This window comes from Massilia glaciei (assembly GCF_003011895.2).
In the GTDB taxonomy this organism is placed as follows: Bacteria; Pseudomonadota; Gammaproteobacteria; order Burkholderiales; family Burkholderiaceae_D; genus Telluria_A; species Telluria_A glaciei.
This window is the reverse complement of record NZ_PXWF02000294.1, coordinates 1-25,714: the sequence shown is the minus strand read 5'-3', so window position 1 is coordinate 25,714 and position 25,714 is coordinate 1. Positions and strand designations below refer to the sequence as shown.

At 66.1% G+C, this 25,714-nt stretch carries 26 protein-coding genes; 18 read left to right on the top strand and 8 right to left on the bottom strand.

The genetic code is table 11. The features are described 5' to 3' along the window. The first annotated feature begins 97 nt into the window (after positions 1-97). The 3 genes from C7C56_RS22535 (at position 98) to C7C56_RS30090 (ending at position 3,064) form a co-directional block, all read left to right on the top strand. Positions 98-1,573, top strand: coding sequence for a virulence factor (locus tag C7C56_RS22535; RefSeq protein ID WP_106759609.1), 1,476 nt, complete (start codon positions 98-100; stop codon positions 1,571-1,573). Positions 1,574-1,639: 66 nt separating this feature from the next. Continuing rightward, a complete protein-coding gene (locus tag C7C56_RS22530; protein WP_106759606.1) occupies positions 1,640-1,903 on the top strand; it encodes a PAAR domain-containing protein in 264 nt (87 codons plus the stop codon). A gap of 132 nt (positions 1,904-2,035) precedes the next feature. After that, entirely contained in the window at positions 2,036-3,064 is a 1,029-nt protein-coding gene (locus tag C7C56_RS30090) for a M20/M25/M40 family metallo-hydrolase (protein ID WP_106759605.1), read from the top strand. Between the two features lie 160 nt (positions 3,065-3,224). Here the strand turns inward: C7C56_RS30090 and C7C56_RS22520 are convergent, their stop codons facing one another. The 6 genes from C7C56_RS22520 to C7C56_RS22495 form a co-directional block, all read right to left on the bottom strand. Beyond that, a complete protein-coding gene (locus C7C56_RS22520; protein ID WP_146204608.1) occupies positions 3,225-3,941 on the bottom strand; it encodes a hypothetical protein in 717 nt (238 codons plus the stop codon). Positions 3,942-4,027: 86 nt separating this feature from the next. After that, entirely contained in the window at positions 4,028-5,269 is a 1,242-nt protein-coding gene (hemW, locus tag C7C56_RS22515) for a radical SAM family heme chaperone HemW (RefSeq protein WP_106759603.1), read from the bottom strand. Next, the gene (gene rdgB, locus C7C56_RS22510) at positions 5,266-5,850 is read right to left on the bottom strand and encodes an RdgB/HAM1 family non-canonical purine NTP pyrophosphatase (RefSeq protein ID WP_106759602.1); all 585 of its coding nucleotides are present in this window, start codon (positions 5,848-5,850) and stop codon (positions 5,266-5,268) included. Before rdgB ends, hemW begins: the two co-directional genes overlap by 4 nt. Positions 5,851-5,997: 147 nt before the next feature. After that, complete coding sequence (gene rph, locus C7C56_RS22505) at positions 5,998-6,729, bottom strand: ribonuclease PH (RefSeq protein ID WP_106759601.1); 732 nt, start codon at positions 6,727-6,729, stop codon at positions 5,998-6,000. Positions 6,730-6,811: 82 nt separating this feature from the next. Continuing rightward, a complete protein-coding gene (locus C7C56_RS22500; protein ID WP_106759600.1) occupies positions 6,812-7,768 on the bottom strand; it encodes a protein phosphatase 2C domain-containing protein in 957 nt (318 codons plus the stop codon). An 83-nt stretch (positions 7,769-7,851) separates the two neighbouring features. Continuing rightward, positions 7,852-8,856 (bottom strand): serine/threonine protein kinase, encoded by a 1,005-nt coding sequence (locus C7C56_RS22495; RefSeq protein WP_106759599.1) that lies wholly within the window; start codon positions 8,854-8,856, stop codon positions 7,852-7,854. 96 nt (positions 8,857-8,952) lie between these two features. On the opposite strand from C7C56_RS22495, the gene C7C56_RS22490 reads away from it, so the two are divergent. The 6 genes from C7C56_RS22490 to C7C56_RS22465 all read left to right on the top strand — a co-directional run bounded on the left by C7C56_RS22490 (position 8,953) and on the right by C7C56_RS22465 (position 13,787). Further along, on the top strand, positions 8,953-9,840 hold the full coding sequence (locus tag C7C56_RS22490; protein WP_106759598.1) for a YicC/YloC family endoribonuclease: 888 nt from the start codon (positions 8,953-8,955) through the stop codon (positions 9,838-9,840). A 183-nt stretch (positions 9,841-10,023) separates the two neighbouring features. Next, positions 10,024-10,671, top strand: a complete 648-nt coding sequence (gene gmk / locus C7C56_RS22485) for a guanylate kinase (RefSeq protein WP_106759597.1) — start codon at positions 10,024-10,026, stop codon at positions 10,669-10,671. Positions 10,672-10,713: 42 nt separating this feature from the next. Beyond that, on the top strand, positions 10,714-10,917 hold the full coding sequence (gene rpoZ / locus C7C56_RS22480; protein WP_094441537.1) for a DNA-directed RNA polymerase subunit omega: 204 nt from the start codon (positions 10,714-10,716) through the stop codon (positions 10,915-10,917). Between the two features lie 76 nt (positions 10,918-10,993). Beyond that, on the top strand, positions 10,994-13,237 hold the full coding sequence (locus C7C56_RS22475) for a RelA/SpoT family protein (RefSeq protein WP_106759596.1): 2,244 nt from the start codon (positions 10,994-10,996) through the stop codon (positions 13,235-13,237). 27 nt (positions 13,238-13,264) lie between these two features. Beyond that, a complete protein-coding gene (locus C7C56_RS29070) occupies positions 13,265-13,522 on the top strand; it encodes a hypothetical protein (protein WP_181373306.1) in 258 nt (85 codons plus the stop codon). An 85-nt stretch (positions 13,523-13,607) separates the two neighbouring features. Continuing rightward, positions 13,608-13,787: a hypothetical protein gene (locus C7C56_RS22465; RefSeq protein WP_106759595.1), complete on the top strand. Its 180-nt coding sequence runs from the start codon at positions 13,608-13,610 to the stop codon at positions 13,785-13,787. A gap of 484 nt (positions 13,788-14,271) precedes the next feature. Here the strand turns inward: C7C56_RS22465 and C7C56_RS22460 are convergent, their stop codons facing one another. Next, the gene (locus C7C56_RS22460) at positions 14,272-15,609 is read right to left on the bottom strand and encodes a DUF3422 family protein (protein ID WP_106759594.1); all 1,338 of its coding nucleotides are present in this window, start codon (positions 15,607-15,609) and stop codon (positions 14,272-14,274) included. A 26-nt stretch (positions 15,610-15,635) separates the two neighbouring features. Beyond that, positions 15,636-16,205, bottom strand: coding sequence for a transcription elongation factor GreB (greB, locus tag C7C56_RS22455; RefSeq protein ID WP_106759593.1), 570 nt, complete (start codon positions 16,203-16,205; stop codon positions 15,636-15,638). A 173-nt stretch (positions 16,206-16,378) separates the two neighbouring features. On the opposite strand from greB, the gene C7C56_RS22450 reads away from it, so the two are divergent. The 9 genes from C7C56_RS22450 to C7C56_RS22410 all read left to right on the top strand — a co-directional run. Continuing rightward, entirely contained in the window at positions 16,379-17,617 is a 1,239-nt protein-coding gene (locus tag C7C56_RS22450; RefSeq protein ID WP_229458934.1) for a sensor histidine kinase, read from the top strand. After that, on the top strand, positions 17,614-18,261 hold the full coding sequence (locus C7C56_RS22445; RefSeq protein ID WP_106759592.1) for a response regulator: 648 nt from the start codon (positions 17,614-17,616) through the stop codon (positions 18,259-18,261). Before C7C56_RS22450 ends, C7C56_RS22445 begins: the two co-directional genes overlap by 4 nt. Positions 18,262-18,293: 32 nt before the next feature. Next, entirely contained in the window at positions 18,294-19,940 is a 1,647-nt protein-coding gene (locus C7C56_RS22440; RefSeq protein WP_106759591.1) for a diguanylate cyclase, read from the top strand. 490 nt (positions 19,941-20,430) lie between these two features. Beyond that, a complete protein-coding gene (locus C7C56_RS22435; protein ID WP_106759590.1) occupies positions 20,431-21,936 on the top strand; it encodes a flagellin N-terminal helical domain-containing protein in 1,506 nt (501 codons plus the stop codon). A 77-nt stretch (positions 21,937-22,013) separates the two neighbouring features. Then, positions 22,014-22,367, top strand: a complete 354-nt coding sequence (locus tag C7C56_RS22430; protein ID WP_106759589.1) for a flagellar protein FlaG — start codon at positions 22,014-22,016, stop codon at positions 22,365-22,367. Between the two features lie 95 nt (positions 22,368-22,462). Next, positions 22,463-24,487: a flagellar filament capping protein FliD gene (gene fliD / locus C7C56_RS22425; RefSeq protein WP_106759588.1), complete on the top strand. Its 2,025-nt coding sequence runs from the start codon at positions 22,463-22,465 to the stop codon at positions 24,485-24,487. 29 nt (positions 24,488-24,516) lie between these two features. Then, positions 24,517-24,999 carry a flagellar export chaperone FliS gene (gene fliS, locus C7C56_RS22420; protein ID WP_106759587.1) on the top strand — a complete coding sequence of 161 codons (483 nt, stop codon included), beginning with the start codon at positions 24,517-24,519 and terminating at the stop codon, positions 24,997-24,999. Between the two features lie 6 nt (positions 25,000-25,005). After that, a complete protein-coding gene (locus C7C56_RS22415) occupies positions 25,006-25,341 on the top strand; it encodes a flagellar protein FliT (protein ID WP_106759607.1) in 336 nt (111 codons plus the stop codon). Between the two features lie 16 nt (positions 25,342-25,357). Then, the coding region (locus C7C56_RS22410; RefSeq protein ID WP_502506568.1) for a TP0910 N-terminal domain-containing protein at positions 25,358-25,714 on the top strand (357 nt) is incomplete at its 3' end.

The window sequence follows — 25,714 nt, the reverse complement described above, 5'->3', positions numbered from 1 at the left end:
TGAAATCCTTAAGTTGGGTGGATTGCTCAGAGGGGTCCATGCCAATAAAAATAGTTAATCATCGCGCAATCATGGCGGAAAAAAAATGAGTGGGATAATGAAAAAATTCATCGCAACCCGCACCAGCAGGCTTGGCTGGACTTTTCTTGCTTTCGCGATCGCCGTTGGCCTGGCGTGTTTTTTTTCGTGGCGTGCTGATAGTAGCACCTCCCGTATATTGACCAATGGAGAACTTATGACTCGATTTCTGCTTATTCCCGCTTTTTTTGCAGGGATCGTGCTAACAACGCTTACGTATGGAGCGTCCTCTTCTACGCCTGCAACAGCAGCAAGCACGAGAATCGTTTCTGCACCGGAAAAACCGTTGAAGGCTCAGGTAGTTGGTGTGCAATGGCTCAATCCGCTGCAACGACGCGACTATCCTACGGAGTGGCAACTACTCTGGACCCTGGGTATGGTGAAGCCGAACAAGGATGACGATATGGTCCGCGCAAATCCAGAGAAATATTCCAAGCTTCAAGCGATAGGAATTATTTCCAGCGGCGACAATGGACGTGATTCGGTAGCTGGTTTTCACAACAAGTACGTACTTGAAATGCTGACCCTCTTCCATGATATTTACTACACCAGCTCAACTTATTTCTATAATGTCGCATCAAATGATGACAAAAAAACGTGGCGTGAATTAGCCGGCATTCATGTTGAATATGCATTGCCAACTGATCGGATAGATCCGATTGTGGCAGCAGAGTCCGTACGCGATGGCATCATCTCTACTTTTGGCATTGGGAATACTTCAATGCCAGAAGTATGGACGCGAGCAACGTCGCCCATAGTCCATGTAACGATGGGTGGCGCGAATGCTGGTTTCACTTCATTGTCTGCGGGTCTTAACCACTTAAAATCCCATCCAGAGGAAACCGTCTGGGTGATGAATTGGGACGCACCAAGCTTTCCACAAAAATATAAACAGATCAACGAGAACATGGTGTTGCTCGTACTCGCGGGACCGGACTATAAAACCGAACGGGAACCACTGGCATGGCTCGGCTATCCCGCCAGTAAAAAATTAGATGATTACGAAGCGAAGAAAGGTTTGCCTGCGCGTGCAGTCCAGGCGTGGAAAGCCACGATTGAGGCCGCAGCGTTCAACGCTGGCAAGCAAGACAGCGACATCGGCTACGTGATACACGACGCCAACAACACCCACCCCGCCTCTTCGGACCGCCTCGCTATCCTCGCGCAGACACTCACCACGGAACTGGTCGAATTCGATTTCATGAAGCAGACCTTCAATACGCCCGCCCTTCTGGGTGAAATGGGAGCCGGCACCGCGCTGACCAACGTGGCGCTTGGCATCGCCTATGCCAACCACATTGGCAAACACGTGCTGGTAGCGGGTACGAGTGATGCTGCCGAGCCGACGGCGGTACTGGTGGTTCCGCCCGCCAAAGTGCGCCCCATTGATGCGTACGAGCCTTGGTTCCGCGCGCGTGGCAGCAATAACGCCTACTTGCCATGGTGGGGATTGCGTCACGATGCAAAACCACAGTCGCAGGGCTATTCAAAGTGATCCAGGAGACTGCGCGTAGCCCTGGCGCAGCAGCCCAATCTACGATTGCCTTAAAAGGAAACACCCATGCGCGGCGTAATACGCTTGAACGATCCGACCACCCACGGTGGCAAAGTCATCTCTGCTGCATCCAACAGCACTGTCATGGGACGCGCCGTCGCGCGCGTGGGCGACCGCTGTTTTTGCCCCCAGCGCGGCCATGAGATTTGCGTAATCGCAGAAGGCGACCCTAAGGTTCTGATCGATGGCATTCCGGTCGCCTTTGAGGGCCACCTGACCAGTTGCGGTGCCAAGTTGATGTCGACGGTACCAGACAGCACGCGTGGCTAGATAAAACTGTATTGTGGGCCCCGATTGGGCTCGGAGAGCAACGCTGCGGCACGCCGCCCGCGCCAACGGAACCGGCCAGACTGCCCCGCTGTCTACCCTTGGTGCTATCGTGACTGCGCCAAGGGGCCCTCCATGCAAATTTCCGCAAAACATGTCTGGATTTTCCTCGCATGCATTTTGGTCGCAGTCATGGCGACCGCCGCGACGGCCCTGTCGGGCATTCTTGGCATGCCGGGCAAATCGTTCAGCGCGCTGCCGCCGCCGGTCACCAGCGCGCAGGCCGACCTGGCCGAACGCATGCGCCGGCACGTGACGAGCATCGCCAGCGTCGAACTCAACACAAGCCCCACCGACAAGCTCGACGAGGCCGCGCGCTACATCGAAACCACGCTCGCCAGCGCCCACTACACGGTGCAGCAGCAGCGCTATGTCGCGCGCGACCACCATGTGCGCAACATCGAGGTGTCTATCTCCAACACCGCGCCCGGCAAGGCGCCCGCGCGCATCTTCATCATCGGCGCGCACTACGATTCGGCGCCCGGCGCGCCCGGCGCCAACGACAACGGCAGTGGCACCGCCGCCGTCATCGAGCTCGCGCGCCTGCTCAAAGACACGCCGCTCGCCGAGGGCACCGAAGTCAAGTTCGTGTTCTTCGTCAACGAGGAGCCGCCTTATTTCAACACCCCCGGCATGGGCAGCCGCCCCCACGCCGAACGGCTGCGCCGCCAGGGGCGCAATGTCGAGGCGGCGCTGATCACCGACCCCATCGGCTGCCACTCGGACGATACGGGCCGCCAGCAGTATCGGCGGGGCGTAGGAGCCGCGTTTTCCGACGCGGGCAACTTCATCGCTTTCGTGGGCACGCTTGAATCCGCCGGGCTGATCCGGAGAGCGCTGGGCGCCTTCGGCTCGAGCGCGCAGTTTCCGTCCGAAGGACTGGCCGCGCCCGCGTTTGTCGAGGGCGTCACGTTTTCGGACCATGCCTCCTACGCGCGCGCGGGCTATCCGGCCCTGATGGTCACCGACACCGCCTTCCTGCGCTACCCGTACTACCACACCGCGCACGGCACACCGGACAAGCTCGACTACGACGACATGGCGCGCGTCGTCACCGGCCTGTCGAAGGCAATCCAGATGATGGTCGGTTCCAAGTCGATGTGAGGAGGCGCGGCCGCTTATTGCAAACCGCTTATTTCAACGCGCCGCTTGCTTGAGCCCGCAGCTTGCTTGAGCCCGCAGTTTGCTTGAGCCCGCCGCTTGATTCAGGCCACGCTTTCCTCAGGCTACGCTTTCCTCAGGCCACGCTTGATTCAGTCCACGCCTACTTCAGGCCAATATCCCGGACGATGCGTTCTGCGATCAATTTTTCGGCGGCCGTGTAGCCTTCGAATCCTAGATCGATGCGCTTCATCGCCTTGTCGACATCGGGAAAGGTGTACCGCATGTCGAGTTCGACGTTCTCGACGCCCTTGATCGCGGCGGCGTAGCCCGCGTTGTAGGTCTTTAAAAACAGCATGCGCTGCGTCTTGGCGTCGATCAGCTTGGCATTTACGACGAGCAAAGGCTTGTAGGCCATCTTGGGCTTGGCGATGTTCAGAAAGCCGACCGGACCGAACCACACCACGAGAAAGGTGTCGGTGCCGACTTTGACGGCCGAGTATTCATCGCTCTTGCCGTCGGCGGCCAGTTTCCCCTTCTGGTCCTTTAGGTACGTGAGCGTCACGTTTTTTTTCTTGAATTCGCGCGTGAGCGCGTCGACCATCACGCCGGCGAACTTGAAGTTGCGATCCTTGACCGCCTGCTCGAACCTGCGGTTCGCGTCGAGTTCGATCTTGCGGTCAGCTTCAAAGCTCAGCATGGACTTGCCCGTGAGGTCGCGGATCAGGATCAGGGTCGGATCCGACACCCCGAGCAGCGAAACCACCTTGGTCGCCTGCGTTGCGGCGGGCGCTGCTGGCGCCGGATCGGCTGCCACTGCCCGCCCCGCAAGGCACAAAGCGGCAAACGCCGCCATGGCGCTCAATGATCTGATCTTCATGTCTGCCTTTCTGGTCAATGTGCGGCCGCCCGGGCCATACAAAAATGCATGACCCCGCTCCAGTCTATACAAAAATGGTTAGCATCTCAGTCCCGCAGGAACATCTGCTGCAGGTCGTTGAGGAAACGCATGCCCAGTTCGGTGGGGCGGATGATCTTGTGGTCGCGGTACAGCAGGCCCTTGGCCTCGGCCTCGTTGAGCGGCTTCTCGATCGCGTTGATGCTCATGCCGGTGCGCTGGCCGAACAGGTTCGGGTCGAAGCCGCCCGTCAGGCGCAAGGTGTTGAGCATGAACTCGAAGCCCATGTCGGCGCGCCCGATCTCGACTTCCTCGTGCACCGGGTTGCCGGCGCGGGCCGACTCCATGTAGGCCTTGGGCTGCTTGAAGCGGGCTTGGCGCAGCACCCGGTGCGGGAACGAGATCTTCGAGTGCGCGCCCGCGCCAACGCCGAGGTAGTCGCCGAACTCCCAGTAGTTGCGGTTGTGGCGAGCCTGCCGGCCCGGCCGGGCGTAGGCCGACACCTCGTACTGGGTGAAGCCGGCCGCCGCCGTCTCGCTCGCGATCAGGTCCTGCATGTCGGCGCTGGCGTCGTCGTCGGGCAGCGCCGGCGGGTACTTGGCGAACAGCGTGTTGGGCTCCATCGTCAGGTGGTACAGCGACAGGTGCGGCGGCGCCATCGACAGCGCCGTGTCGAGGTCGTACTTGGCCTCGGCCAGCGTCTGCGACGGCAGCGCGTACATCAGGTCGAGGTTGAAATTGTCGAAGTTGGCGTGCGCGATCTCGACCGCGCGGCGCGCCTCCTTGTCGTCGTGGATGCGCCCGAGCGCCTTGAGGTGGTTCGGGTTGAAGCTCTGGATCCCGATCGAGAGGCGGTTGATGCCGCTGGCGCGGTAGGACTTGAATTTCTCGGCCTCGAAGGTGCCGGGGTTGGCCTCCATCGTGACCTCGCACGCGCCGTCGAGCGGCAGCAGGGTGCGCACGTCCGACATCAGGCGGTCCAGGCCGGCGGCCGACATCAGGCTCGGGGTGCCGCCGCCGATGAAGATGGTGTAGATCTTGCGGCCCCAGATCAGCGGCAGCGACTGCTCGAGGTCGAGCCGCACGGCGGCCAGGTATTCCTCCTCTGGCATCACGCCGCGCGACTCGTGCGAATTGAAATCGCAGTACGGGCATTTTTTGACGCACCACGGAAAGTGGATGTACAGCGACAGCGGCGGCAAGGCGCTCAGGTTGAGCGTGCCAGGCTGCAGGTATTGCAGGGCGCTGTCGGCCGAGCGCGGCGCGCGCGGCGCGCCGGCGGTGTCGGCGACCGGTTTGATCGGGATCATCGCAGCTTTTCCACCAGCGCGCGCAGGGCCTGGCCGCGGTGCGACAGGGCGTTTTTTTCTGGCGAACTCAGTTCGGCGGCGCACTTGCCCAGCGACGGCAGCCAGAAGTGCGGGTCGTAGCCGAAGCCGTTGCCGCCGCGCGCGGTCGGGGTCAGTTCGCCGTGCCAGCTGCCGTCGGCGATGACCGGCTGCGGGTCGTCGGCGTGGCGCACGTAGACCAGCACGCAGTAGTAGTAGGCCGATTTGTCGGCGTGCGCGGCGAGGTCGGCCAGCACCTTCTGGTTGTTGCGCGCGTCCGATTTGGGCTCGCCCGCGTAGCGCGCGGACCACACCCCGGGGGCGCCGCCGAGCGCGTTGACGCACACGCCCGAGTCGTCGGCCAGCGCGGGCAGGCCCGTCAGGCGAGCCGCGTGGCGCGCCTTTTCAAGCGCGTTCTCGACGAAGGTGGAAAACGGCTCGTCGCATTCGGGCACGTTGAATTCGCCCTGCGGGTGCAGCGTGAAGCCGACCGGCAGCAGGATTTCGCTGAATTCTTTGAGCTTGCCGGGGTTGTTGGAGGCGAGGATCAGGCGTTGGGTCATCGGTGGGCTCGCATCAAAGGCGGTATTTTAGCGGCTTCGGTTCGCCGGCGCAGTAAATAGGGGTCAGAGTAATTTTCGCATACACCCGCGAAAAAAAACTCTGACCCCCATTTACTGCGCCGGCTCTGTTGGCTTTTTCGGCCGGGCTTACACCAGGCCGACGGCCTGCTTTTGCAGTTTGATCAGGTCGGCCACGCCGGCCTGCGCCAGGTCGAGAAGGCGGTTCATTCCGGCGCGGTCGAACGCGGCGCCCTCCGCCGTGCCCTGCACCTCGATGAACGCGCCCGCGTCCGTCATGACCACGTTCATGTCGGTGTCGCAGTCAGAATCCTCGACATAGTCGAGGTCGAGCACCGGCTCGCCCTTGTACACGCCGACCGAGATGGCCGCCACGAAATGCTTGAGCGGCACCGCCGCGATCGCGCCGCGCGCCACCAGTTGCGTGAAGGCGTCGTGGGCGGCCACCATCGCGCCCGTGATCGAGGCGCAGCGCGTGCCGCCATCGGCCTGGATCACGTCGCAGTCGAGGTGCAGCGTGCGCTCGCCGAAACCTTCCAGGTCGAACGCGGCGCGCAGCGAGCGCCCGATCAGGCGCTGGATCTCCTGCGTGCGGCCCGACTGTTTGCCGCGCGCGGCCTCGCGGTCCATGCGCGTGTGCGTCGAGCGCGGCAGCATGCCGTATTCGGCCGTCAGCCAGCCCTGCCCCTTCCCCTTCAAAAAGCCCGGCACCTTGTCCTCGATGCTGGCCGTGCAGATCACCTTGGTGTCGCCGCATTCGATCAGCACCGATCCCTCGGCGTGCTTGGTGTACTGGCGGGTGAGGACGACGTTGCGCAGCTGGTCGACCGGGCGCCCGCTCGGGCGGCTTTCAAATGTCATGGATTGCCTTGTTTGAAGATTGTTTTTCTGATTGAGTCACAGGAATGCGTCACAGGAATGCGTCAAAGGAACGAACCAAAGACTACTTGTTGAGGATCGCCTGCGACGAGCGTTCGATCGCCTCGCGGATCTCGGCGATCGCCTTTTCGATCTCGTCGTCGCCGAACTCGTCGACGATGTCGGACGGCGTGACCGTCTCGGCCCCGCCCAGGATCGTGGAATTGGATTGGTCCTCGGCCAGCATCTGGGTCGAGATCACGTTCGGCGCCACGCCCGGGGCGTCGGCCACGCCCGTCTCCGGATTGCCCTGCCACATGATCGCCAGCGCGGTCGCGTTGTCGCTCTTGTCGCCGCCGGTCAGCACCGCCAGGTTGAGCATGTCGGGCACGGCGCGCACGATCGTCTGCGTGCTCAGCGCGCGCAAAATGTCGTCCTCGGGCAGCATCGACCACAGCCCGTCCGAGCACAGCAGCAAAACGTCGCCCGGCTGCAGCGCGGCCTGGCGCGAAATGTCGACCTGCGGCAGCGAGTTCGCGCCCAGGCAGTTGTAGAGCTTGTTGCGGTCCGGATGGGTGGCGCGCTCGGACGGATCGGCCAGGCCCTTGGCGATCAAATGCTCGATGTGCGAATGGTCGCGCGTGCGACCCAAAATGGCGCCGTCGCGCGCCCAGTACAGGCGCGAATCGCCGCAGTGGGCCCAGATCGCGCTGCTGTGCTGGACCAGGCAGGCCACCAGCGTGGTGCGCGGCGACTCGGGCATGTTGTGCTCGTTCTTGTAGCGCGCGATCTCCTCGTGCGCGACCAGGAACGCCTCCTCCAGGAAGCGCACCGGCCGCTTGATGAACGGCTGCGCCTGCTGCTGGAACAGGGTCGACAGCGCCTGCACCGCGATCGCGGCGGCGACCTCGCCGCGCAGGTGGCCGCCCATGCCGTCGGCCAGCACCAGCAGCAGCGAATCGCGCGTGTAGCTGTAGCCCATCCGGTCCTGGTTGACCTTGCGTCCGCCGATTTGGCTTTCCTGATAGACGGAAAATTGCATTTATTACTCCTTAATAGGCGCTCTCAAACTGGGCGCTCTCAAACTGGGCGCTTTCAAACTGGGCGCTTTCAAACTGGGCGCCGTCAGGCGCTCGTGTCGCCTGGTTTCTTGCCGTTCCCCTTGCCGAAGCGCCCGACCAGGCCGCGCCATTGCTCGGCCAGGGCGTCGCGCATGCCGGGGGCGGCCTCGGTCGCGCCGCCGCCGGGCAGCTTGCTCCTGAGCTGCTTTTGCAGCGAGAACAGGCTTTGCGGACGCTTGAGCGGATCCATTTCGAGGCACCAGCGCACCATCCCGATCAGTTCGGGCGTGTAGCGGTCCTCGCAGCGCGCGTAATAGGCCTCCATCTTGTCCTCGAGCTTGCGCTGGTCGGCCGGCTGCGGCGGCGAGCCGCTCATGCAGGCGAACATCGAGGCGCCGATGCTGTAGATGTCGGACCAGGGCCCGAGGTTGGCGTGCTTGTTGTACAGGTCGGGCGGCGCGAAGCCGGGCGTGTACATCGGCGTCAGCTTGGGCACGTCCGCGTTGAAGGTCTGGCGGGCGGCGCCAAAGTCGAGCAGGATCGGGGTGCCGTCGGTGCGCAGGTAGATGTTGGCCGGCTTCAGGTCCAGGTGCAGCAGCTTGTTGGTGTGCACCTCGCGCAGGCCGGCGCACACCCCCATGAAGATGCGCCGGATCGACTCCTCCGACAGGCGCTTGCCCTTGGCCGACAGGCGCGCCACGTGCTCCTGCAGCGAATGGCCCGACTCGTAGCCCATGACCATGTAGACGGTCTCGTTGGCGCGGAAGAAGTTAAGCACGCGCACCACGTTCGGATGGGCGATCATGGCCAGCGCGCGGCCCTCCTCGAAGAAGCACTTGAGCCCGATCCGGAACACCGCCAGGTTGGCCTTCGGAATGACCGGCGCGAGCTCGCCCGGCTGCCTCAGCGCGAGCGCGCTTGGCAGGTATTCCTTGATCGCGACCGCATTGCCGTCGGGGTCGTTGGCGAGGTAAACAATACTAAACCCGCCGGAGGCAATTTTCTTTACAATGCGGTATCCGGCAATTTCCATCCCATCGGGCAAGGGAGCGTTATTTTGTGCAGCCATGTAGGTTCCTTGCTTAACAGGATGATTGTGTGGATAAATCACTGCTTTGTAAAGAAAAGATAAAAACTACTGGGGACTCCATTGAGCATTTCTAGCATGACAGGCTATGCGGTCGCCACGAGCGACGGCGCGGCCGGCACCCTGACGATCGAAATCAAGAGCGTCAACTCGCGCTTCCTCGACCTCCAGTTCCGCATCAACGACGAGCTGCGCTCGCTCGAGCCGGACCTGCGCGCGGCCATCATGGCCGCCATCACGCGCGGCAAGGTCGAGGCCCGCCTCAGTTTCGGACGCAAGGTCGCCGGCGCCTCCCAGGTGCTCAACACGGTGTTGCTGGCCGACCTGGCCCGCCTTCAGGATGAAGTGTCCCGGCATTTCGCCACGGCCAACCCGATGTCGGTGGCCGAGCTGCTGCGCTGGCCCGGCGTGATCGAGGAGGCGCAGGTCGGACAGGAGTCGCTGCAGGCCGACGTCGCCGCGCTCACGGGCGTGACCGTGGCCGCCTTCGTCGAGAGCCGCCGGCGCGAGGGCGCCGCGTTGGAAAGCATGCTGGTCTCGCGCATCGACGCCATGGACGTCATCGTGCGCCGCATCACCCCGCTCATCCCCCAGGTCATCGCGGCGTTCCAGCAAAAGGCGGTCGAGCGCATGCAGGACGCGCTCGGCATGGCCGGGCACGGCACGCCGTCGACGCTCACGCGCCAGGAGGCGTTCGAGCGGATCCGCCAGGAGGTGACGCTGTACGGCATCCGGATCGACGTCTCCGAGGAGCTCTCGCGCCTGACCGCGCACCTGACCGAGACGCGCCACATCCTCAAAAAGGGCGGCCAGGTCGGCAAGCGGCTCGACTTCATGATGCAGGAGCTCAACCGCGAAGCGAACACGCTCGGGGCCAAGGCCTCGGTCAAGGAGCTGGCCGACGCCTCGATGGAACTGAAGCTGCTCATCGAACAGATGCGCGAGCAGGTGCAAAACCTCGAATAGGCGCCCTAAAGGTCAAAGCAAAATCCGCCACCCCATCGTCCTCGCGGAGGCGGGGACCCATAGAACCTAAATTCATAGGCAAAGTGCTTGACATAGTTTGCTGTAGACGGTGTTGAGCAACAATCAATAAGCTTTTGTCAGCGCGCCGGCCCGCCCGGCGCATCACGTTTTTGAAGGAAGTGTATGGCTACTGTTAACGCCGGTTTCTCCGGCAGCCTGTTCGTGGTCGCGGCGCCGTCGGGCGCGGGCAAGTCGACCCTGGTCAACGCCCTGCTCGCGCGCGAGCCCGGCATCAAGCTGTCGATCTCGACGACCACGCGCGCGCCGCGCCCCGGCGAGCAGGACGGGCGCGAATACCACTTCACGACGGTCGAGGACTTCACCGCGCGCACCGCCGCGGGCGAATACCTCGAGTGGGCCGAGGTGCACGGCAACTACTACGGCACCTCGCGCCTGGTGGTCGAGCAGCAGATGAAGCTGGGCACCGACATCCTGCTCGAGATCGACTGGCAGGGCGCGCACCAGGTGCGCCGCCAGTTTCCGGACATGGCCGGGATCTTCATCGTGCCGCCGTCGATCGCCGCGCTCGAGGAGCGCCTCTACAAGCGCGGCCAGGACGAGCCGCACGTGATCACCAAGCGGTTGCTGGCCGCCGGCGGCGAGATCGCGCACGCCCGGGAGTTCGACTATGTTATTATCAACGAAGAATTCGACGTCGCGCTCGACGAGATGCGCGCGATCGTCACCGCGACGCGCTGCCGGTTCGCCCAGCAGGCCGCCCGCAACGCCCCGCTGTTTGCCCAACTGGGCATCCATGCGCAACAGTCGTGACACGACAAACACCACCGTCTACACCGTCTATTAGGAAACAAAATGGCACGCATTACCATTGAAGATTGCTTGAAACAGATCCCGAACCGCTTCCAGCTGACCCTCGCCGCGACCTACCGCGCGCGCCAGTTGCTGCAAGGCCACACCCCGAAGGTCGACGCCAAGGACAAGCCGACCGTGGTCGCGCTGCGCGAGATCGCGGCCGGCAAGGTCGGCATCGAAATGCTCAAAAAGGTGCCGATGTAAGCCTCGGCGTGCCTGGAGAGTGTCAACCCGCCCTTTTTGCGCCAAGCTTCCACGCTGCGGCTGATTGACATAACGTATGAATTTGACCACACCGGATTCAAGCTCCCCAGGAACGTCAGCGGCCCGGCCCCCGCGTCCGGCGTCCCGGCCCCACGACGGGGCCGCGCCCCCCGCGAGCGCGCCCGGCGTCGCCTCCGTGACACATCTGTCGGCGCAACTGGCCGAATACCTCACCCCCTCCGAACTCAAAAAGGTCAAGGAAGCGTACCGCTTCTCCGACGAGAAACACCTCGGGCAGGTGCGCAAGTCGGGCGAACCCTACATTTCCCATCCGATCGCCGTGGCCGAGATCTGCGCCGAATGGAAGCTCGACGCCCAGGCCATCATGGCCGCGCTGCTGCACGACGTCATGGAGGACCAGGACGTCAAAAAGGAGGAGCTCATCGAGCACTTCGGGGCGCCCGTCGCCTCGCTCGTCGACGGCCTGTCCAAACTGGAAAAAATCGAATTCCAGAGCCAGATCGAGGCGCAGGCGGAAAACTTCCGCAAGATGCTGCTGGCCATGGCCAGCGACGTGCGCGTGATCCTGATCAAGCTGGCCGACCGCCTGCACAACATGCGTACGCTCGAGCACATGACGGCGGCCAAAAAGCGCCGCATCGCCTCCGAGACGATGGAGGTGTACGTGCCGATCGCGCACCGGCTCGGCCTCAACAACATCTACCGCGAACTGCAGGACCTCGCGTTCTCGCACCTGTACCCGCTGCGCTACCGGACCCTGGCCAAGGCGGTCAAGGCGGCGCGCGGCAACCGGCGCGAGGTGGTCAAGAAGATCCTCGAATCGGTCAAGGTCACGCTCGCCGCGGCCGAGCTCGGGGCCGAGGTGTACGGGCGCGAAAAAACCCTGTACGGCATCTACAAAAAAATGCGCAGCAAGCGATTGTCGTTCTCGCAGGTGCTCGACGTCTACGGCTTCCGGGTGGTGGTCGACGACTTCGCCAACTGCTACGTGGCGCTGGGCACCCTGCACGGCCTGTACAAGCCGATGCCGGGCAAGTTCAAGGACTACATCGCGATCCGCAAGCTCAACGGCTACCAGTCGCTGCACACGACCCTGATCGGCCCGTACGGCACGCCGGTCGAATTCCAGATCCGCACCCAGGAGATGCACCGCACCGCCGAGTCCGGCGTGGCCGCGCACTGGCTCTATAAAAACGGCGACTCGAACCTGTCGGACCTGCAGCAGCGCACCCACGCGTGGCTGCAGTCGCTGCTCGACATCCAGCAGCAGACGGGCGACTCGGCCGAGTTCCTCGAGCACGTCAAGGTCGACCTGTTCCCCGACTCGGTCTACGTGTTCACGCCCAAGTCCAAGATCATCGCGCTGCCGCGCGGCGCCACCGCGCTCGACTTCGCCTACAGCATCCACACCGGCATCGGCGACCACACCGTGTCGGTCAGGATCAACAACGAGACGGCCGCGCTGCGCACCGAGTTGCGCAACGGCGACATCGTCGAGATCGTCACCGACAAGGCCTCGCGCCCGAGCCCGACCTGGCTCGCCTTCGTGCGCACCGGCAAGGCCCGTTCGGCGATCCGGCACCACCTGCGCACGATCAACCTGCCCGAGTCGGTCGAGCTCGGGCACGAGCTGCTCAGGCAGGCGCTCACCGCGCTCAACATCAAGCCCGAGCTGGCGCCGCCGCTGGTCGAGCGGCTGCTCAACGAATCGTCGGCCAACTCGATGGAGGAGTTGTACGCCGACATCGGCATCGGCAAGCGCGTCGCCGCGCTGGTGGCGCGCCACATCTTCGGCCTGTGCGACGACGACCCGGCCTGGCTGCCCGAGGACCACGACGCGAGCGAGCTCGACCCGGTGACCATCTACGGCACCGAGGGCGTCTCGGTGCAACTGGCGCCGTGCTGCCTGCCGATTCCGGGCGACACCATCGTCGGCCAGTTGCGGCGCGACCAAGGCTTGATCGTGCACACGAGCGACTGCCTGCCGGCCAAGCGCACCCGCGGCAAGGAGCCGGAGCGCTGGATCGCGGTGCAGTGGGGGGGCGAACTGAACCGCCGCTTCGATTGCCGCATCCGCCTGCTCATCGACAACGAAAAAGGCATCCTCGCGCGCGTCGCGGCCGAGATCGGCGAGGCCGACGCCAACATCACCTACGTCGGCATGGACGAGGACAAGGAGCACGCGATGACGCAGCTGCGCTTCACGATCCAGATCAAGGACCGCGTCCACCTCGCCGGCCTGATCCGCAACCTGCGGCGCGTGCCCGGCGTGACCCGGGTCGAGCGCGAACGCGCCTAGCATCGCCTGGCCCAACCTATCGCAAGCATGCTCGAAATCACCCTGATGCGCCACGGCCGGCCGGTTCCGGATACGCGCGCGATGTCGAGCCGGTCGCGCTGGCGCGGGCGCGCGCCAAGAAAGGCGCGGCTCGTCGCGCGCGCGTCCAGCGGGCCGGTGCTGCTGGTCGGGCATGGGATCATGAACCGGCTCATCGCCAAGGGGCTGCTGGCCCTCGGCTGGCACGGCACGGCCAGCCCGGGCGGCCGGCACTGGCAGGCGGGCACCTTCCGCCTGGCGCGATAGGGCCGCGTCATCCGAACCGTTGGCGCCCGACATGGTGATCGACGGGGCCACCCGGGCCCGGGTCATAGACTAACTGGCCGTCAAAGTGAACGCCAACTACGTGCTCCCGGACGCCGCCACCAAGATGAACAGCGCCATCCGCGCACGCCAAAAAAATGGCGAGTACGACCAAGTCACGAGCACGGCCAGTTTTTCCGAACTGATCGGCACACACCTGCGCGAGGTGAGCCACCCCAGCCGTCATTCCTGCCAATGGCAGGAATGACGGCTGGGGTGGCGCGTGACGGGCGCATGCAAGAGGTGCAGGGCGCGTTGGATGTTGTTAAGTCTCAATAATCAACGGCGGGGGTGTGCGGGGTGCGATTCAACCGTCTGGCATTCGTGCTCGTTTAGAATGCGCGTTTTGTCTGGTTCTGGCGGTTTTTGTCGTTGTTTAAATGGGCAATTTTGAGCGAGGGTGAATGCGACAAAACGAGAACGAAACAGATGCGTAAACGAGCATGAATGCCAGAGTGAGTTGGCGGGGGGCCCGGGGTCATCGGCTCAGAGGCTGAAAGTTTTTCGGACGTGTCCGAGCAGCGCGCCAGAAGGTGGCCGATCGAGGCGCAAAGCACAGCCATAGCTTGGGCTATGGCGAGCATTTTCCACGACGAGCGGGCGCTTCCGGCGCGATGGAAGGGCATGCTCGAAAGACTCCCAGCCTCCCAGTCGGCGTCCCGGACCCCGCCCCGCCTCCGACCACATTTTCGCTATGCCGCCACGCGGTGGTGCATGCGCCGCAGCCCGAACCAGACCGCCAGCAGGATCACGGGGATCATCACGCCCGTCGCGACGTCCGGGTTGACCGGCCAGCCCGCCGCCTTCATCGCCTTGCCCACATAGTTGAGCAGCCCGATCGAATAGTAGGAGATCGCCACCACCGACAAGCCCTCGACCGCCTGCTGCAACCGCAGTTGCTGCGCCGCGCGCGAGTTGAGCGACTCGAGGATGCGCCGGTTCTGCTGCTCCTGCACGATGCCCACGCGCGTGCGCAGCAAGTCGTTGGTGCGCCCGATCCGCTCGGCCAGCGCCTGCTGGCGCCGCACCATCGATTCGCATGTGCTCATCGCCGGCGCGAGGCGCCGGTCCATGAATTCGCCGACCGTCGGCACGCCGTCGATGCGGGTCTCGCGCAGCTCCTCGATGCGCGCCTGCACCAGCCTGAAATACGCCTTGGAGGCGGCGAAGCGGTAGCTGTTCTCGAGCGCGAGTTTCTCCATGCGCGCGGCCAGCGCCGTGATCTTGTGCAGCAGGTCGCGCTCGTCGTCGGGCCCGTCCTGCGCGGTGCCGCCGGCCGAGACGGCGTCGGTCGAGTCGGTCATGCCGGCCGAGAGCCGGGCCAGCTCGGCCTCGATGCCGTTGAGCACGGGCGCGCCCTGCTGCGCGTGCGGCAGGCCCAGCAGGGCCATCATGCGGTAGGTTTCGATCTCGAGCACGCGCTGCACCAGGCGCCCCGACTGCTGGTGGTGCAGACCCAGGTCCTGCACCACGAAACGGCCGAAACCGTCCGGCGCGATCGCGAAATCGGTCCACAGGCGCGCCGATTCGAGCGCGTTGCTGCCGACCAGCAAATTGCCGCCGAAAAACTCGCGCATCGCCGGCAGGCCCGCGCCGTCCTGCTGCAGCACCACGTGGGTGGCGACCATGACTTTGCCGTTCAGTTCGTGCAGCCATTTGAGCGGGATGTGGCGCAGCGGCACCTGCTCGAAGGCCTGGACCAGCGGCAGCGGCGCGCCCTGCTCCTCGGCGAAGGTGTAGGTGGTGAATTCGGTGTGACACTCCCACTGCAGGCGGAAGCTGCCGAAATCGTGGAAGAAATACCTGGCGTCGAAATGGGGGCCGGAGACGCCGAAGTTCTGGCACAGCGACACCAGCAGCTCGTGCTGGCGCTCGCCCTGGTCGGCGTCGTCGCCGCCGGCGCCGCGCGTGTAGACGGCCAGGTGGGTCAGGTTTTCGTTGGCGCCGAGCCGCAGCGAGGGCCGCGAGTGGACTTCGGCGGCGAGCGGGATGCGCAACAGATGGTTCAGTGTGACGGGGGCGGTCGACATGCTGGCGGCTCTTTTTAAAATGGAAATCAGGGTTCGGGCGGCGCCGGGTAGCGCACCTCGAGCAGTTCGAGCTCCTCGTTGCCGAGCGGCGTCTGCAGCGTGACCAGGTCGCCCTCGCGCGCCTTCGTCATGGCGCGCGCCACCGGCGAGACCCAGCTGATCTTGCCCTTGAGCGGATCGAGCTCGTCGATGCCGACGATGGTCACCGTGTGCTCCTCGCCGGCGCTGTTGGCGTACCTGACGGTGGCGCCGAAGAACACCTGGTCGTTGCCGTGGTGCACACTCGGGTCGACCACGGCGGCCGCGTCCATGCGCTTGGTCAAAAAGCGGATGCGCCCGTCGATCTGGCGCAGGCGCCGCTTGCCGTAGATGTAGTCGCCGTTCTCGGAGCGGTCGCCGTTGGAGGCGGCCCAGTGCACGATGCGCACCACCTCGGGGCGGTCGACGTCGATCAGGTGCAGCAGCTCGTCCTTGATGCGCTGGTAGCCGGCCGGGGTGATGTAGTTCTTGGCGCCGGCCGGAATGGCCTGCGCCAGCGCGAGCGCCTCGGCGTCGTCTTCATCGCTGTCGGACTCTTTGACGAATGCTTTGTTCACTTGCTGCGGCTCCGGTTTTGGCTCAAGGCGTGCTTCTATTGTAACGGGGTGCCGCGCTTCTTGCCCGCGAGCGCAATGTTTCTCCTGTGCCATTGTTCCGGGGCCACGTTTTTTGACGTATGATGTTTTCGATGAACCAGCCGACTCCCCTGCGCCCCGCGCCCCCGCCAATCATGCCCTCCACGCCCGCGGCGGCGGACGGCGCGGATGCGCACGCGGACGCGCTGCGGGCGGCGCGGCTGGCGCTGGCGCAGGTGCAGGCCCGTTTCGACGCGATCGTCAGCAATCTGCCGGGGCTGGTGTTCCAGTTCGTGCTGCGCGGCGACGGCGGCGCCGCCTTTCCCTACCTGAGCGAGGGCTGCGCCGCGCTGCTCGGCGTCGGCGCCGCCGAGCTGCAGAGTAACCCCGCGCTGTTCGCCGAACTGATCCTGCCCGAGGACCGGGCCGGCTACCACGCATCGATGCGCGCCTCGGCGCTTGACCTGTCGGGCTGGAACTGGGAGGGCCGGATCCGGATCGACGCCTGGAACGACGTCAAGTGGATCAACCTGCGCTCGTCGCCGCGCGCCCTGCCCGCCACCGATGCCGCGGGCGCGGCGGTGCAGTGGGAGGGCATCATGACCAACATCACGGCCAGCCGCCAGGAGCAGCTCGAGGCAACGGGCTCGCGCGCCCGGCTCGCCGAGCTGACCGCCCACATCGAGCGCGTCAAGGAGCAGGAGCGCGAACGGATCGCGCGCGAGATCCACGACGACCTCGGGGGCAACCTGACCGCGATCAAGATGGCGCTGGCGATGCTGGCCGCGCGCCTGCCGTCAGAACTGCCGCAGCTGGCCGAGCGCGCCGCCTATCTCGACCAGTTGGTCGACCGCAGCATCGACTCGGTGCACCGCATCACGCTCGACCTGCGCCCCTCGATGCTCGACTTCGGCATCGTCGCCGCGCTCGAGTGGCAGCTCAAGGAATTCGAAAAGCAGGCCGAGCACATCGCCTGCAGCTTCACCTGCAGCGACAGGGAGATCGACCTGTCGGCCGACCTCGCGACGGCGCTGTTCCGCATTTTCCAGGAGGCGTTCACCAACATCGCCAAGCACGCGCGCGCGAGCCGGGTCGAGGTCCGCCTGGCGCGGCTGCGCCACCACATCGTGCTGACGGTGCGCGACAACGGGGTCGGCATCTCGCCGGCCGACCGCCTCAAGCCGGGCTCGTTCGGGCTGCGCGGCATGAGCGAGCGCGCGCGCGGCTTCGGCGGCACCCTGGCGCTGGACGCGGCCGACGGCGGCGGCACCGTGCTGACCGTGAAAATCAAGCTGGCCGCGCCCAAAGCGCCGATAATGGCGGCCCCGACCACCAGTTCCACCAGCTCCACCAATTCCACCAATTCCACCAACGCCGCCAGCGCGCCCCCATGACCGCCAAAGCCACCATCCGCGTCTTCATCGCCGACGACCACGCCATCGTGCGCGAGGGCCTCAAGCAGATCCTGGCCGAGTCGCGCGACATGATCGTCGCCGGCGAGGCCGACAACGGGCTCGACGCGATCCGCCTGTTCCGCAGCGCCGAATGCCACGTCATGCTGCTCGATATCTCGATGCCCGATCGCAACGGCATCGACGTGCTCAAGCAGGTGCGCAAGGAGAATCCCGACATCGCCGTGCTGATGCTGTCGATGCACCGCGAGGACCAGTACGCGATCCGCTCGCTCAAGGCCGGCGCGGCCGGCTACCTGACCAAGCAGAGCGCCCCGCGCGAGCTGGTCACGGCGATCCGCCAGGTCGCGGCCGGCCAGAAGTACGTCAGCGCGGCGCTGGCCCAGGAGCTCGCCGCCCACATCGGCGAGGACCGCGACGCCGCCCCGCACGACACGCTGTCGGACCGCGAATACCAGACCCTGATCATGATCGCCTCGGGCAAGACGGTGGGCGACATCGCCGAGGAGCTGTCGCTGTCGGTCAAGACCATCAGCGAATACCGCGCGCGCCTGCTTGTCAAGATGAAGCTGCGCAACAACTCCGAGCTCACGCACTACGCGATCAAGAACCAGTTGATCGAATAAGCGCCGATCGACGACAAAAAGAGCCCCGCTCCATGCCCACCACTCCCGACAAACCGCCTGCGGGCGCGCCCCATCCCGCCGGCGCCGGCAAGCCGGCGCACCATCCGGGCGGCGCCGCCAAGCCGGCGCACGGCGCGGCAGGCGCCGCCAAGCCGGCGCAAAACGCGGCCGACATCGCGCGCGAGGCGTTCCGCCTGCTCGCGGCGAACAAGATCGCGCCCACGCCGCAGGCCTACACCGCGATCTACAACGGCATCGCCGGCATCCCGGTGCCGCCGGCGCCGGGCACCGGGCCCGAACGCGTGCTCGCCGAGTTCGCCGGGCGGCTGGCCGAGGCCCCGGGCGAACTGGCCGCGACCGGGCGCCGGCTCCAGGGCGTGGTCGCCGCGCGCGAATGGGACCAATGCGGGCGCGGGCTCGCCAGCGTGGCCGCGGCGCTGCGCAAGGCGCGGCCCGAGCCGCTGCTCAGCGCCGAGGGGGTGCAGGAAAAACTGCTGCGCGAGCTGCTCGGGCGCGCGCTCGGCTTCGCGCTGGTGTCGCTGCTGGCGGACGCGCCGACGCTCATGCGCGAGGCCGCCTCGCTCGGCGCGGCCGTCAAGCTGGCCCACGGCGACGCCGCGCTGGCCGAGATCGGCGCGCGCCTCAAGCAGCTGTGCTACCAGATCGAGATCCAGGGCGGCGACGCGGCCGAACGCCAGGAGGGGCTGCTGCGCCTGTTCAAGCTGCTGCTCGAGAACGTGGGCGAATTGCTCGAGGACGACAGCTGGCTCAAGGGCCAGGTGGCGGCGGTGCAGGGCCTGATATCCGGGCCGATCGACGAGCGCGCGCTCGAGGACGCCACGCGCAGCCTGAAGGAGGTGGTCTTCAAGCAGGGCCAGCTCAAGCACACGCTGTCGGACGTGCGCGGCACCGTCAAGAACATGATGCTGACCTTCGTCGACAGTCTCGGCTCGGTCGCGGCGAGCACCGCCGACTACCACGCGAGAATCGCCGGTTTCACCGAGCAGATCAAGGGCGCGCGCGACATCGGCGAGCTCAGCGGGGTGCTGGCCGAGGTGCTGCGCGCGACCCGCTCGGTGCAGCAGGAGGCGCTGGCCGCGCGCGACCAGATGGTGGCGGCGCGCAACGAGGTGCAGTTGGCCGAGCAGCGCGTGGCCGAGCTCGAGGAGAAGCTGCGCCACTTGAGCGAGCTGGTGCGCGAGGACCAGCTCACGGGCAGCCTGAACCGGCGCGGCCTCGACGACGTGCTCGGGCGCGAGGGCGCGCGCGCCGAGCGGCGCGGCACGCCGCTGTGCGTGGCGCTGCTCGACCTCGACGACTTCAAGCGCATCAACGACGACTTCGGGCGCGGCGCCGGCGACGGCGCGCTCAAGCACCTGGTGCGCGTCATCAAGGACACCCTGCGCACGCTCGACGTGGTGGCGCGCATCGCCGGCGAGGAGTTCGTCATCGTGCTGCCCGAGACCACGCTCGAGGCGGCCGCGCAGACCATGACGCGGCTCCAGCGCGAGCTCACGCGCCACTTCTTTTTGCACGAGCAGGAGAAGGTGTTCATCACGTTCTCGGCCGGGGTGGCGCTGCGCCGGCCCGGCGAGGGCCAGGAGTCGCTGCTCAAGCGCGCCGACCAGGCGATGCTCGAGGCCCAGCGCAGCGGCAAGAACCAGGTGGTGGTGGCGTAGTCGGAAGGCCGGCAAGAGCGGCAGGCAGGAATCGTGGACAGTGATCCCCTGCGACATCAAACCCACATCGTCCTCGCGGGTGCGGTGGCGCATGCGCCGCCCCATACAACAAATGCCAGGCGGTAAGCCGGCTATGAGGATCGCGCCAGAGCCGGTTGTGCTTATGGATCGGTTTTTTGCAGCGCGGCCTCCCCGATTTTTGCATTGCAGGCGTCTTTTTTGATCATATAAACAATAAAACCCCCTCCCCCACCCCGCAAAATAAAATTATTTCGCCCCTAAAGTTACGCCCCGCGCTGTCGTTTAGCGCCGTCCTTCGCGCCGATTGAAGGGCCAAACCGCAGATTTATTCGTGTTTTTCACCATCAACTTTCCGGACCCGGGCCCGTTACCAGTCTCAACTGCGGTTTGATTGTCCCCGGAAAAGGCGGGACAGACCAAAGTGAAACGCGGCGCTTAGCCCACTCGAACACCCAGTCTGGAGAATCCCATGGCCTCATTCATCAACACCAACACCGCATCCCTGAACGCACAGCGCAACCTGACCACCTCGGCCGCCGGCCTGGCCACCTCGCTGCAGCGCCTGTCCTCCGGCTTGCGCATCAACAGCGCCAAGGACGACGCGGCCGGCCTGGCGATCTCGGAGCGCCTCACCGCCCAGATCCGCGGCAGCGACCAAGCCACCCGCAACGCCAACGACGGCATCTCGCTGGCCCAGACCGCCGAGGGCGACCTGGCGCAGATCGGCAACAACCTGCAGCGCATCCGCGAACTGGCCGTGCAGTCGTCCAACGCGACCAACAGCGCCAGCGACCGCGCCGCGCTCAACAACGAGGCGGCCGCCCTGATCGCCGAGATCGACCGCGTCGCCTCGAGCTCCTCGTTCAACGGCAACAAACTGCTCGACGGCTCGTTCAACGCGCAGACATTCCAGATCGGCGCCAACAACACCGCCAACGACCGCATCACCGTCTCCAACATCGCCAGCGCGCGCGCCAACAGCCTCGGCGTCGGTTCCGCCTCGAGCTACTCCAGCAGCGTGGTCGGCGCCAACAACACCGCCACCGCGCTCGCCTCGGGCGACCTGATCATCAACGGCTACAACGTCGGCGCCTCCGGCGGCGACGGCGTCTCGTCCGTCAGCGCCGACGCCAGCGGCATCGCCAAGGCCGCCGCCATCAACGCCGTGTCGGCCCAGACCAAGGTCACCGCGACCGTTGGCGCCACCAGCGTGGCCGGCTTTACATCGACCACCGGCGACGCGCTCGCGGCCAACGACATCCTGATCAACGGCGTCGACATCGGCGCCATCGGCACCGCCGGCAGCGCCGGCGAGCGCGGCTCGCAGATCACCGCGGCGATCAACGCCAAGACCGCCCAGACCGGCGTGACGGCCAGCTTCGACACCACCACCGGCGCCGTCGCGCTCAACGCCGCCGACGGGCGCAACATCAGCATCACCAAGTCGGCCAACGCCGAAGCGGACGACACCAACACCGGCTTGACCACCGTGTCCAACGGCGTCGCCATCGGCGCAGCCGGCACCGCGACCTCGTTCAGCAACATCACCCTGAACTCGGCCGACGCGGCCGGCATCATCGTCGCCAACGGCGTCAACGCGGGCTCGACCAATGCCGGTCTGGCTCCCGGCTTGGCGGTCGCCACCGCCACCGCCGGCGCCGGCGTGTCCTCGCTGAACCTGACCACCGCCGCCGGCGCCCAATCGGCGCTCAGCACCATCGACGCCGCGCTGACGACGATCAACAACTCGCGCGCCTCGCTCGGCGCCTACCAGGCGCGCTTCTCGTCCGTCGTGACGAGCCTGCAGACGACCTCCGAGAACCTGTCCGCCTCGCGCAGCCGGATCCAGGACACTGACTTCGCGGCGGAAACGGCGGCGCTCACGCGCGGCCAGATCCTGCAGCAGGCCGGCACCGCGATGCTGGCCCAGGCCAACTCGCTGCCGAACGGCGTGCTGGCCCTGCTGCGCGGCTAAGTTCCCGGCGCCCGGTGTAACAACTCGCCCGGCCCGGGTTCCTCCCGGCCGGGTTGTTTCTCCTTACGGGAGCAGTCATGGATATCCAAGCAACCAGCAGTACCGCGCAGGCCCCGGCCTTCGCCGCCACCCGCGCCGCGGCGGCGGCGCCGGCCGGGACCGCGCCCACCCCCGTGGCCAAGGCGCAGCAGGCTTCCTCCAAGCCCACCGACGACGAGGTCGACCGGGCGCTCAAGAGCATCAACAGCGCCCTCCAGTCGCGCTCGCCCAATCTCGAGTTTTCGGTGGACTCGGAAAGCGAGCGCACCATCGTCAAGGTGGTCGACCGCATGACCCAGGAGGTGATCCGGCAGATGCCCTCGGTCGACACGCTCGAGATCGCAAAAGCGCTGGACCGCCTCCAAAGCATGCTCATCCGAGAGACGGCGTAGCACCCGAGGGGGGAACAGAGCCCTGTTTCCCCCTCTAAAGCTTACTTGATGCCTGCCGTTAACAAGTTATATTCTAGACTTTCGTAGGAGGCAAAGTGGGCCTATCATCCGCAGGCATCGGTTCCAACCTGGACGTTGACGGCATCGTCAGCAAGCTCATGTCCGTGGAACAAGCGCCACTTGCCAAACTGATCCGCCAAGAGGCCAGCTACCAGACCAAGTTGTCCGGTTTCGGCACCCTCAAGGGCGCGCTCTCCGCATTCCAAACGGCCATCCGCGGCCTGTCCGACATCAGCAAATTCCAGGGCGTCAAGGTGGGCACGGGCGACGCCTCGGTGGCCACCGCCACCGCCAGCGCCGGCGCCTCCGCCGTGCCGGGCACCTACGCGCTCAAGGTCAGCCAGCTGGCCCAGGCACAGAAACTGGTCGCCGGCGGCGTCGCCAGCAGCGGCGCGCCGGTCGGCCAGGGCGTGCTCAGCTTCGACTTCGGCCGCATCGGCCTCGAGGCCAACAACGCCAGCTACGACGCCGACACCGGACGATACGACAACGCCAGCTTCACCAGCGCCGGCGCCGGCGTCAAGACCGTCACCATCGACGCGGGCAACGATTCGCTCGCCGGCATCCGCGACGCGATCAACGCGGCCGCCATCGGCGTCTCGGCCACCATCATCAACGACGGCAGCGGCACCCCGTTCCGGCTCGCCCTGACCTCGACGGCGACCGGTCAGGCCGCCAGCATGAAGATCTCGGTGGCCGACACGGGGCCCGGCACCGGCCTGTCGAGCCTGCTCGCGCACGACCCGGCCGCGGACCAGGCCCTCACGCAAACCCTGACCGCCCAGAACGCCGAGTTCACGGTCGACGGCGTGCCCGTGTCCAAGAGCGGCAACAGCGTCACCGACGTGCTAGGCGGCGTCACGCTCAACCTGCTCAAGGTCGGCGAGAGCAGCGCCACGATCGCGCGCGACACCGCCTCGGTCGCCACCGCCGTGGCCGCCTTCGTCAAGGCCTACAACGACATCAACCAGAATTTCACCGACGCGGCCGCCTACAACCCGGCCACCAAGCAGGCCGCCATCCTCAACGGCGAGGCCTCGGTGCGCAATATGCAGGGCCAGATGCGCGCCGTGCTCAACGCGGCCGTCGGCGGCGGCGCGGGCGCCTTTTCGCGCCTCTCCGAGATCGGCGTGACGCTGCAGAAGGATGGCCAGCTGGCGCTCGACTCGACCAAACTGAACAAGGCGCTCGAGACCAACTTCGGCGACTTCGCCGGCCTGTTCGCCGCCGCCGGCAAGAGCGGCGACAGCCTGGTCGCCTACAAGGGTTTTTCCGAGGCGACCAAGCCGGGCGCCTACGCGCTCGAGGTCACCGGGCTCGCCACCCGGGGCGCCGCGGTCGGCGCCGGCGCCGCCGGCCTGACCATCGAGCCGGGCAACGACACGCTCGAGGTCACCGTCAACGGGGTGAGCGCGACCATCACGCTCGAACAAAAACCCTACGCCAGCGCCGCCGCCCTCGCCGCCGAGGTGCAATCGAAGCTCAACGGCGCGGCCAGCCTCTCGGCGGCCGGCGCCAGCGTGACCGTGTCGGCCGACGGCGGCGGCGCGCTCTCGCTCGTGTCGGGCAAGTACGGCTCGGCCTCGAATGTGTCCATCACGGGCGGCAACGGCCAGGCCAACCTCAATTTCGCCGCAGCCACCGTCACGGCCGGGCTCGACGTGGCCGGCACCATCAACGGCCTGGCCGCCAGCGGCAACGGCCAGGTCCTCACCAGCGCCACCGGCGACTCGACCGGGCTCGCGCTCACCATCGACGGCGGCGCCCTAGGGGCGCGCGGCACGGTCAATTATTCGCAGGGCTACGCCTTCCAGTTCGACAAGCTCGCGAGCGCGATGCTCGGCGCCGGCGGCGCGCTCGGCGCCCGCACCGAGGGCATCGCCGCCTCGATCAAGACGCTCGGCAAGAGCAAGGAGGCGCTCGGCGTGCGCCTGGCCGCGATCGAGCAGCGCTACCGCGCGCAGTTCACCGCGCTCGACCTGATGATCAGCAGGATGAGCACGACCACCAGTTTTTTGACCCAGCAACTAGACCAGCTCAGCAGGATGTCCGGCGGCTGATTGACGCATCAATTTGAAAGGAAACGTCCATGTTTGGATCGTCGAAAAGTGGCGCCAGCGCCTATGCCAAGGTCGGTCTCGAGACCGGCGTGGCCGCGGCCAGCCCGCACCAGCTCATCGTCATGCTGTTCGAGGGCGCGCTGACGGCCGTGAGCGCCGCGCTCGGCCACATGCAGGCCGGCGAGACCGAAAAGAAGGGCATGGCCGTGTCCAAGGCGATCAACATCATCGAGAACGGCATGCGCGCCAGCCTCGACAAGGAGGCCGGCGGCGAGATCGCCGCCAGCCTCGACGCGCTGTACGACTACATGCAGCGGCGGTTGCTGCAGGCCAACCTGGCCAACGACGAGGCCATGCTGCGCGAGGTGCACGCGCTGCTGGCCGACCTCAAGGGCGCCTGGGACCAGATCGGCGCCCAGCAGCGGGCCGCGCCGCCAAAGGCGCCCGCCGCCGCCGCGCCATCGGCCTACGGCAGCCTGGCGCCGCGCGCCCCCTCGTTCGTGAGCGCCTGAACCATGATGAGCACCGAACAAGTGATCTCCCTGTACCAGTCGATGTCGGAGCTGAGCGGGCGCATGCTCGACGCGGCCCGCTCGCGCGACTGGGAAAACCTGGTCGCGCTTGAGTCGCACTGCGCGCGCAACGTGCAGCTGCTGCGCGACGGCGAGGGCGCGGCCCCGCTGTCGGGCGACTCGCGCGCCAAAAAAGTGCGCATCATCCACCAGATCCTCGCGCACGACCGCGAGATCCGCAACCTGACCGAACCCTGGATGGCCGAGCTGGCGGCCCAGATCGGCGCGGCCGGCACCGAACGCAAGCTGGCCGCCGCCTACGGCGCCACGCGCGCCGGCTAGGCCGGGCAGGCATCCGATGTTGCCGCGCGCCGACAGCGTGGCCCCGGTCGGGCGCGCCGAGGCCGCGGCCCGCGTCGAGGGCGTCGCCCACGCGCGCCAGGAGCAATTCCAGCGCGCGTTGTCGATGCAGGTGGGCCAATCGGTGCTCGGCGAGATCATGGCCCGCCACACCGACGGCAGCTACCTGGTGCGCCTCGGCGCCGCCGCCGCGCGCATGCAGTTGCCGGCCGGCCTGCAGCCCGGCGCCCAGATCCCCATGACCCTGCTCGCGCTGGCGCCGCGCCCCACCTTCGCGCTGGGCGCGGCGGCCGGCCTGCCCGGCGCCTCCGACGCCGCCCCCCTGCTGGTGTTCGCCGACGGCGCCGACGACGCG

Excerpts from the sequence above, each read along its gene's own strand:
- C7C56_RS22415 (WP_106759607.1), top strand. The coding sequence starts at position 25,006 with ATGAGCACCGAACAAGTGATCTCCCTGTACCAGTCGATGTCGGAGCTG.
- C7C56_RS30090 (WP_106759605.1), top strand. The coding sequence starts at position 2,036 with ATGCAAATTTCCGCAAAACATGTCTGGATTTTCCTCGCATGCATTTTG.
- C7C56_RS22530 (WP_106759606.1), top strand. The coding sequence starts at position 1,640 with ATGCGCGGCGTAATACGCTTGAACGATCCGACCACCCACGGTGGCAAA.
- C7C56_RS22440 (WP_106759591.1), top strand. The coding sequence starts at position 18,294 with ATGCCCACCACTCCCGACAAACCGCCTGCGGGCGCGCCCCATCCCGCC.
- rpoZ (WP_094441537.1), top strand. The coding sequence starts at position 10,714 with ATGGCACGCATTACCATTGAAGATTGCTTGAAACAGATCCCGAACCGC.
- C7C56_RS22500 (WP_106759600.1), bottom strand. The coding sequence starts at position 7,768 with ATGCAATTTTCCGTCTATCAGGAAAGCCAAATCGGCGGACGCAAGGTC.
- rph (WP_106759601.1), bottom strand. The coding sequence starts at position 6,729 with ATGACATTTGAAAGCCGCCCGAGCGGGCGCCCGGTCGACCAGCTGCGC.
- C7C56_RS22490 (WP_106759598.1), top strand. The coding sequence starts at position 8,953 with ATGACAGGCTATGCGGTCGCCACGAGCGACGGCGCGGCCGGCACCCTG.
- C7C56_RS22520 (WP_146204608.1), bottom strand. The coding sequence starts at position 3,941 with ATGAAGATCAGATCATTGAGCGCCATGGCGGCGTTTGCCGCTTTGTGC.
- fliS (WP_106759587.1), top strand. The coding sequence starts at position 24,517 with ATGTTTGGATCGTCGAAAAGTGGCGCCAGCGCCTATGCCAAGGTCGGT.
- hemW (WP_106759603.1), bottom strand. The coding sequence starts at position 5,269 with ATGATCCCGATCAAACCGGTCGCCGACACCGCCGGCGCGCCGCGCGCG.
- C7C56_RS22475 (WP_106759596.1), top strand. The coding sequence starts at position 10,994 with ATGAATTTGACCACACCGGATTCAAGCTCCCCAGGAACGTCAGCGGCC.
- C7C56_RS29070 (WP_181373306.1), top strand. The coding sequence starts at position 13,265 with ATGCTCGAAATCACCCTGATGCGCCACGGCCGGCCGGTTCCGGATACG.
- gmk (WP_106759597.1), top strand. The coding sequence starts at position 10,024 with ATGGCTACTGTTAACGCCGGTTTCTCCGGCAGCCTGTTCGTGGTCGCG.
- C7C56_RS22430 (WP_106759589.1), top strand. The coding sequence starts at position 22,014 with ATGGATATCCAAGCAACCAGCAGTACCGCGCAGGCCCCGGCCTTCGCC.
- C7C56_RS22535 (WP_106759609.1), top strand. The coding sequence starts at position 98 with ATGAAAAAATTCATCGCAACCCGCACCAGCAGGCTTGGCTGGACTTTT.
- C7C56_RS22495 (WP_106759599.1), bottom strand. The coding sequence starts at position 8,856 with ATGGCTGCACAAAATAACGCTCCCTTGCCCGATGGGATGGAAATTGCC.
- rdgB (WP_106759602.1), bottom strand. The coding sequence starts at position 5,850 with ATGACCCAACGCCTGATCCTCGCCTCCAACAACCCCGGCAAGCTCAAA.
- C7C56_RS22435 (WP_106759590.1), top strand. The coding sequence starts at position 20,431 with ATGGCCTCATTCATCAACACCAACACCGCATCCCTGAACGCACAGCGC.
- C7C56_RS22460 (WP_106759594.1), bottom strand. The coding sequence starts at position 15,609 with ATGTCGACCGCCCCCGTCACACTGAACCATCTGTTGCGCATCCCGCTC.
- C7C56_RS22450 (WP_229458934.1), top strand. The coding sequence starts at position 16,379 with ATGCCCTCCACGCCCGCGGCGGCGGACGGCGCGGATGCGCACGCGGAC.
- C7C56_RS22445 (WP_106759592.1), top strand. The coding sequence starts at position 17,614 with ATGACCGCCAAAGCCACCATCCGCGTCTTCATCGCCGACGACCACGCC.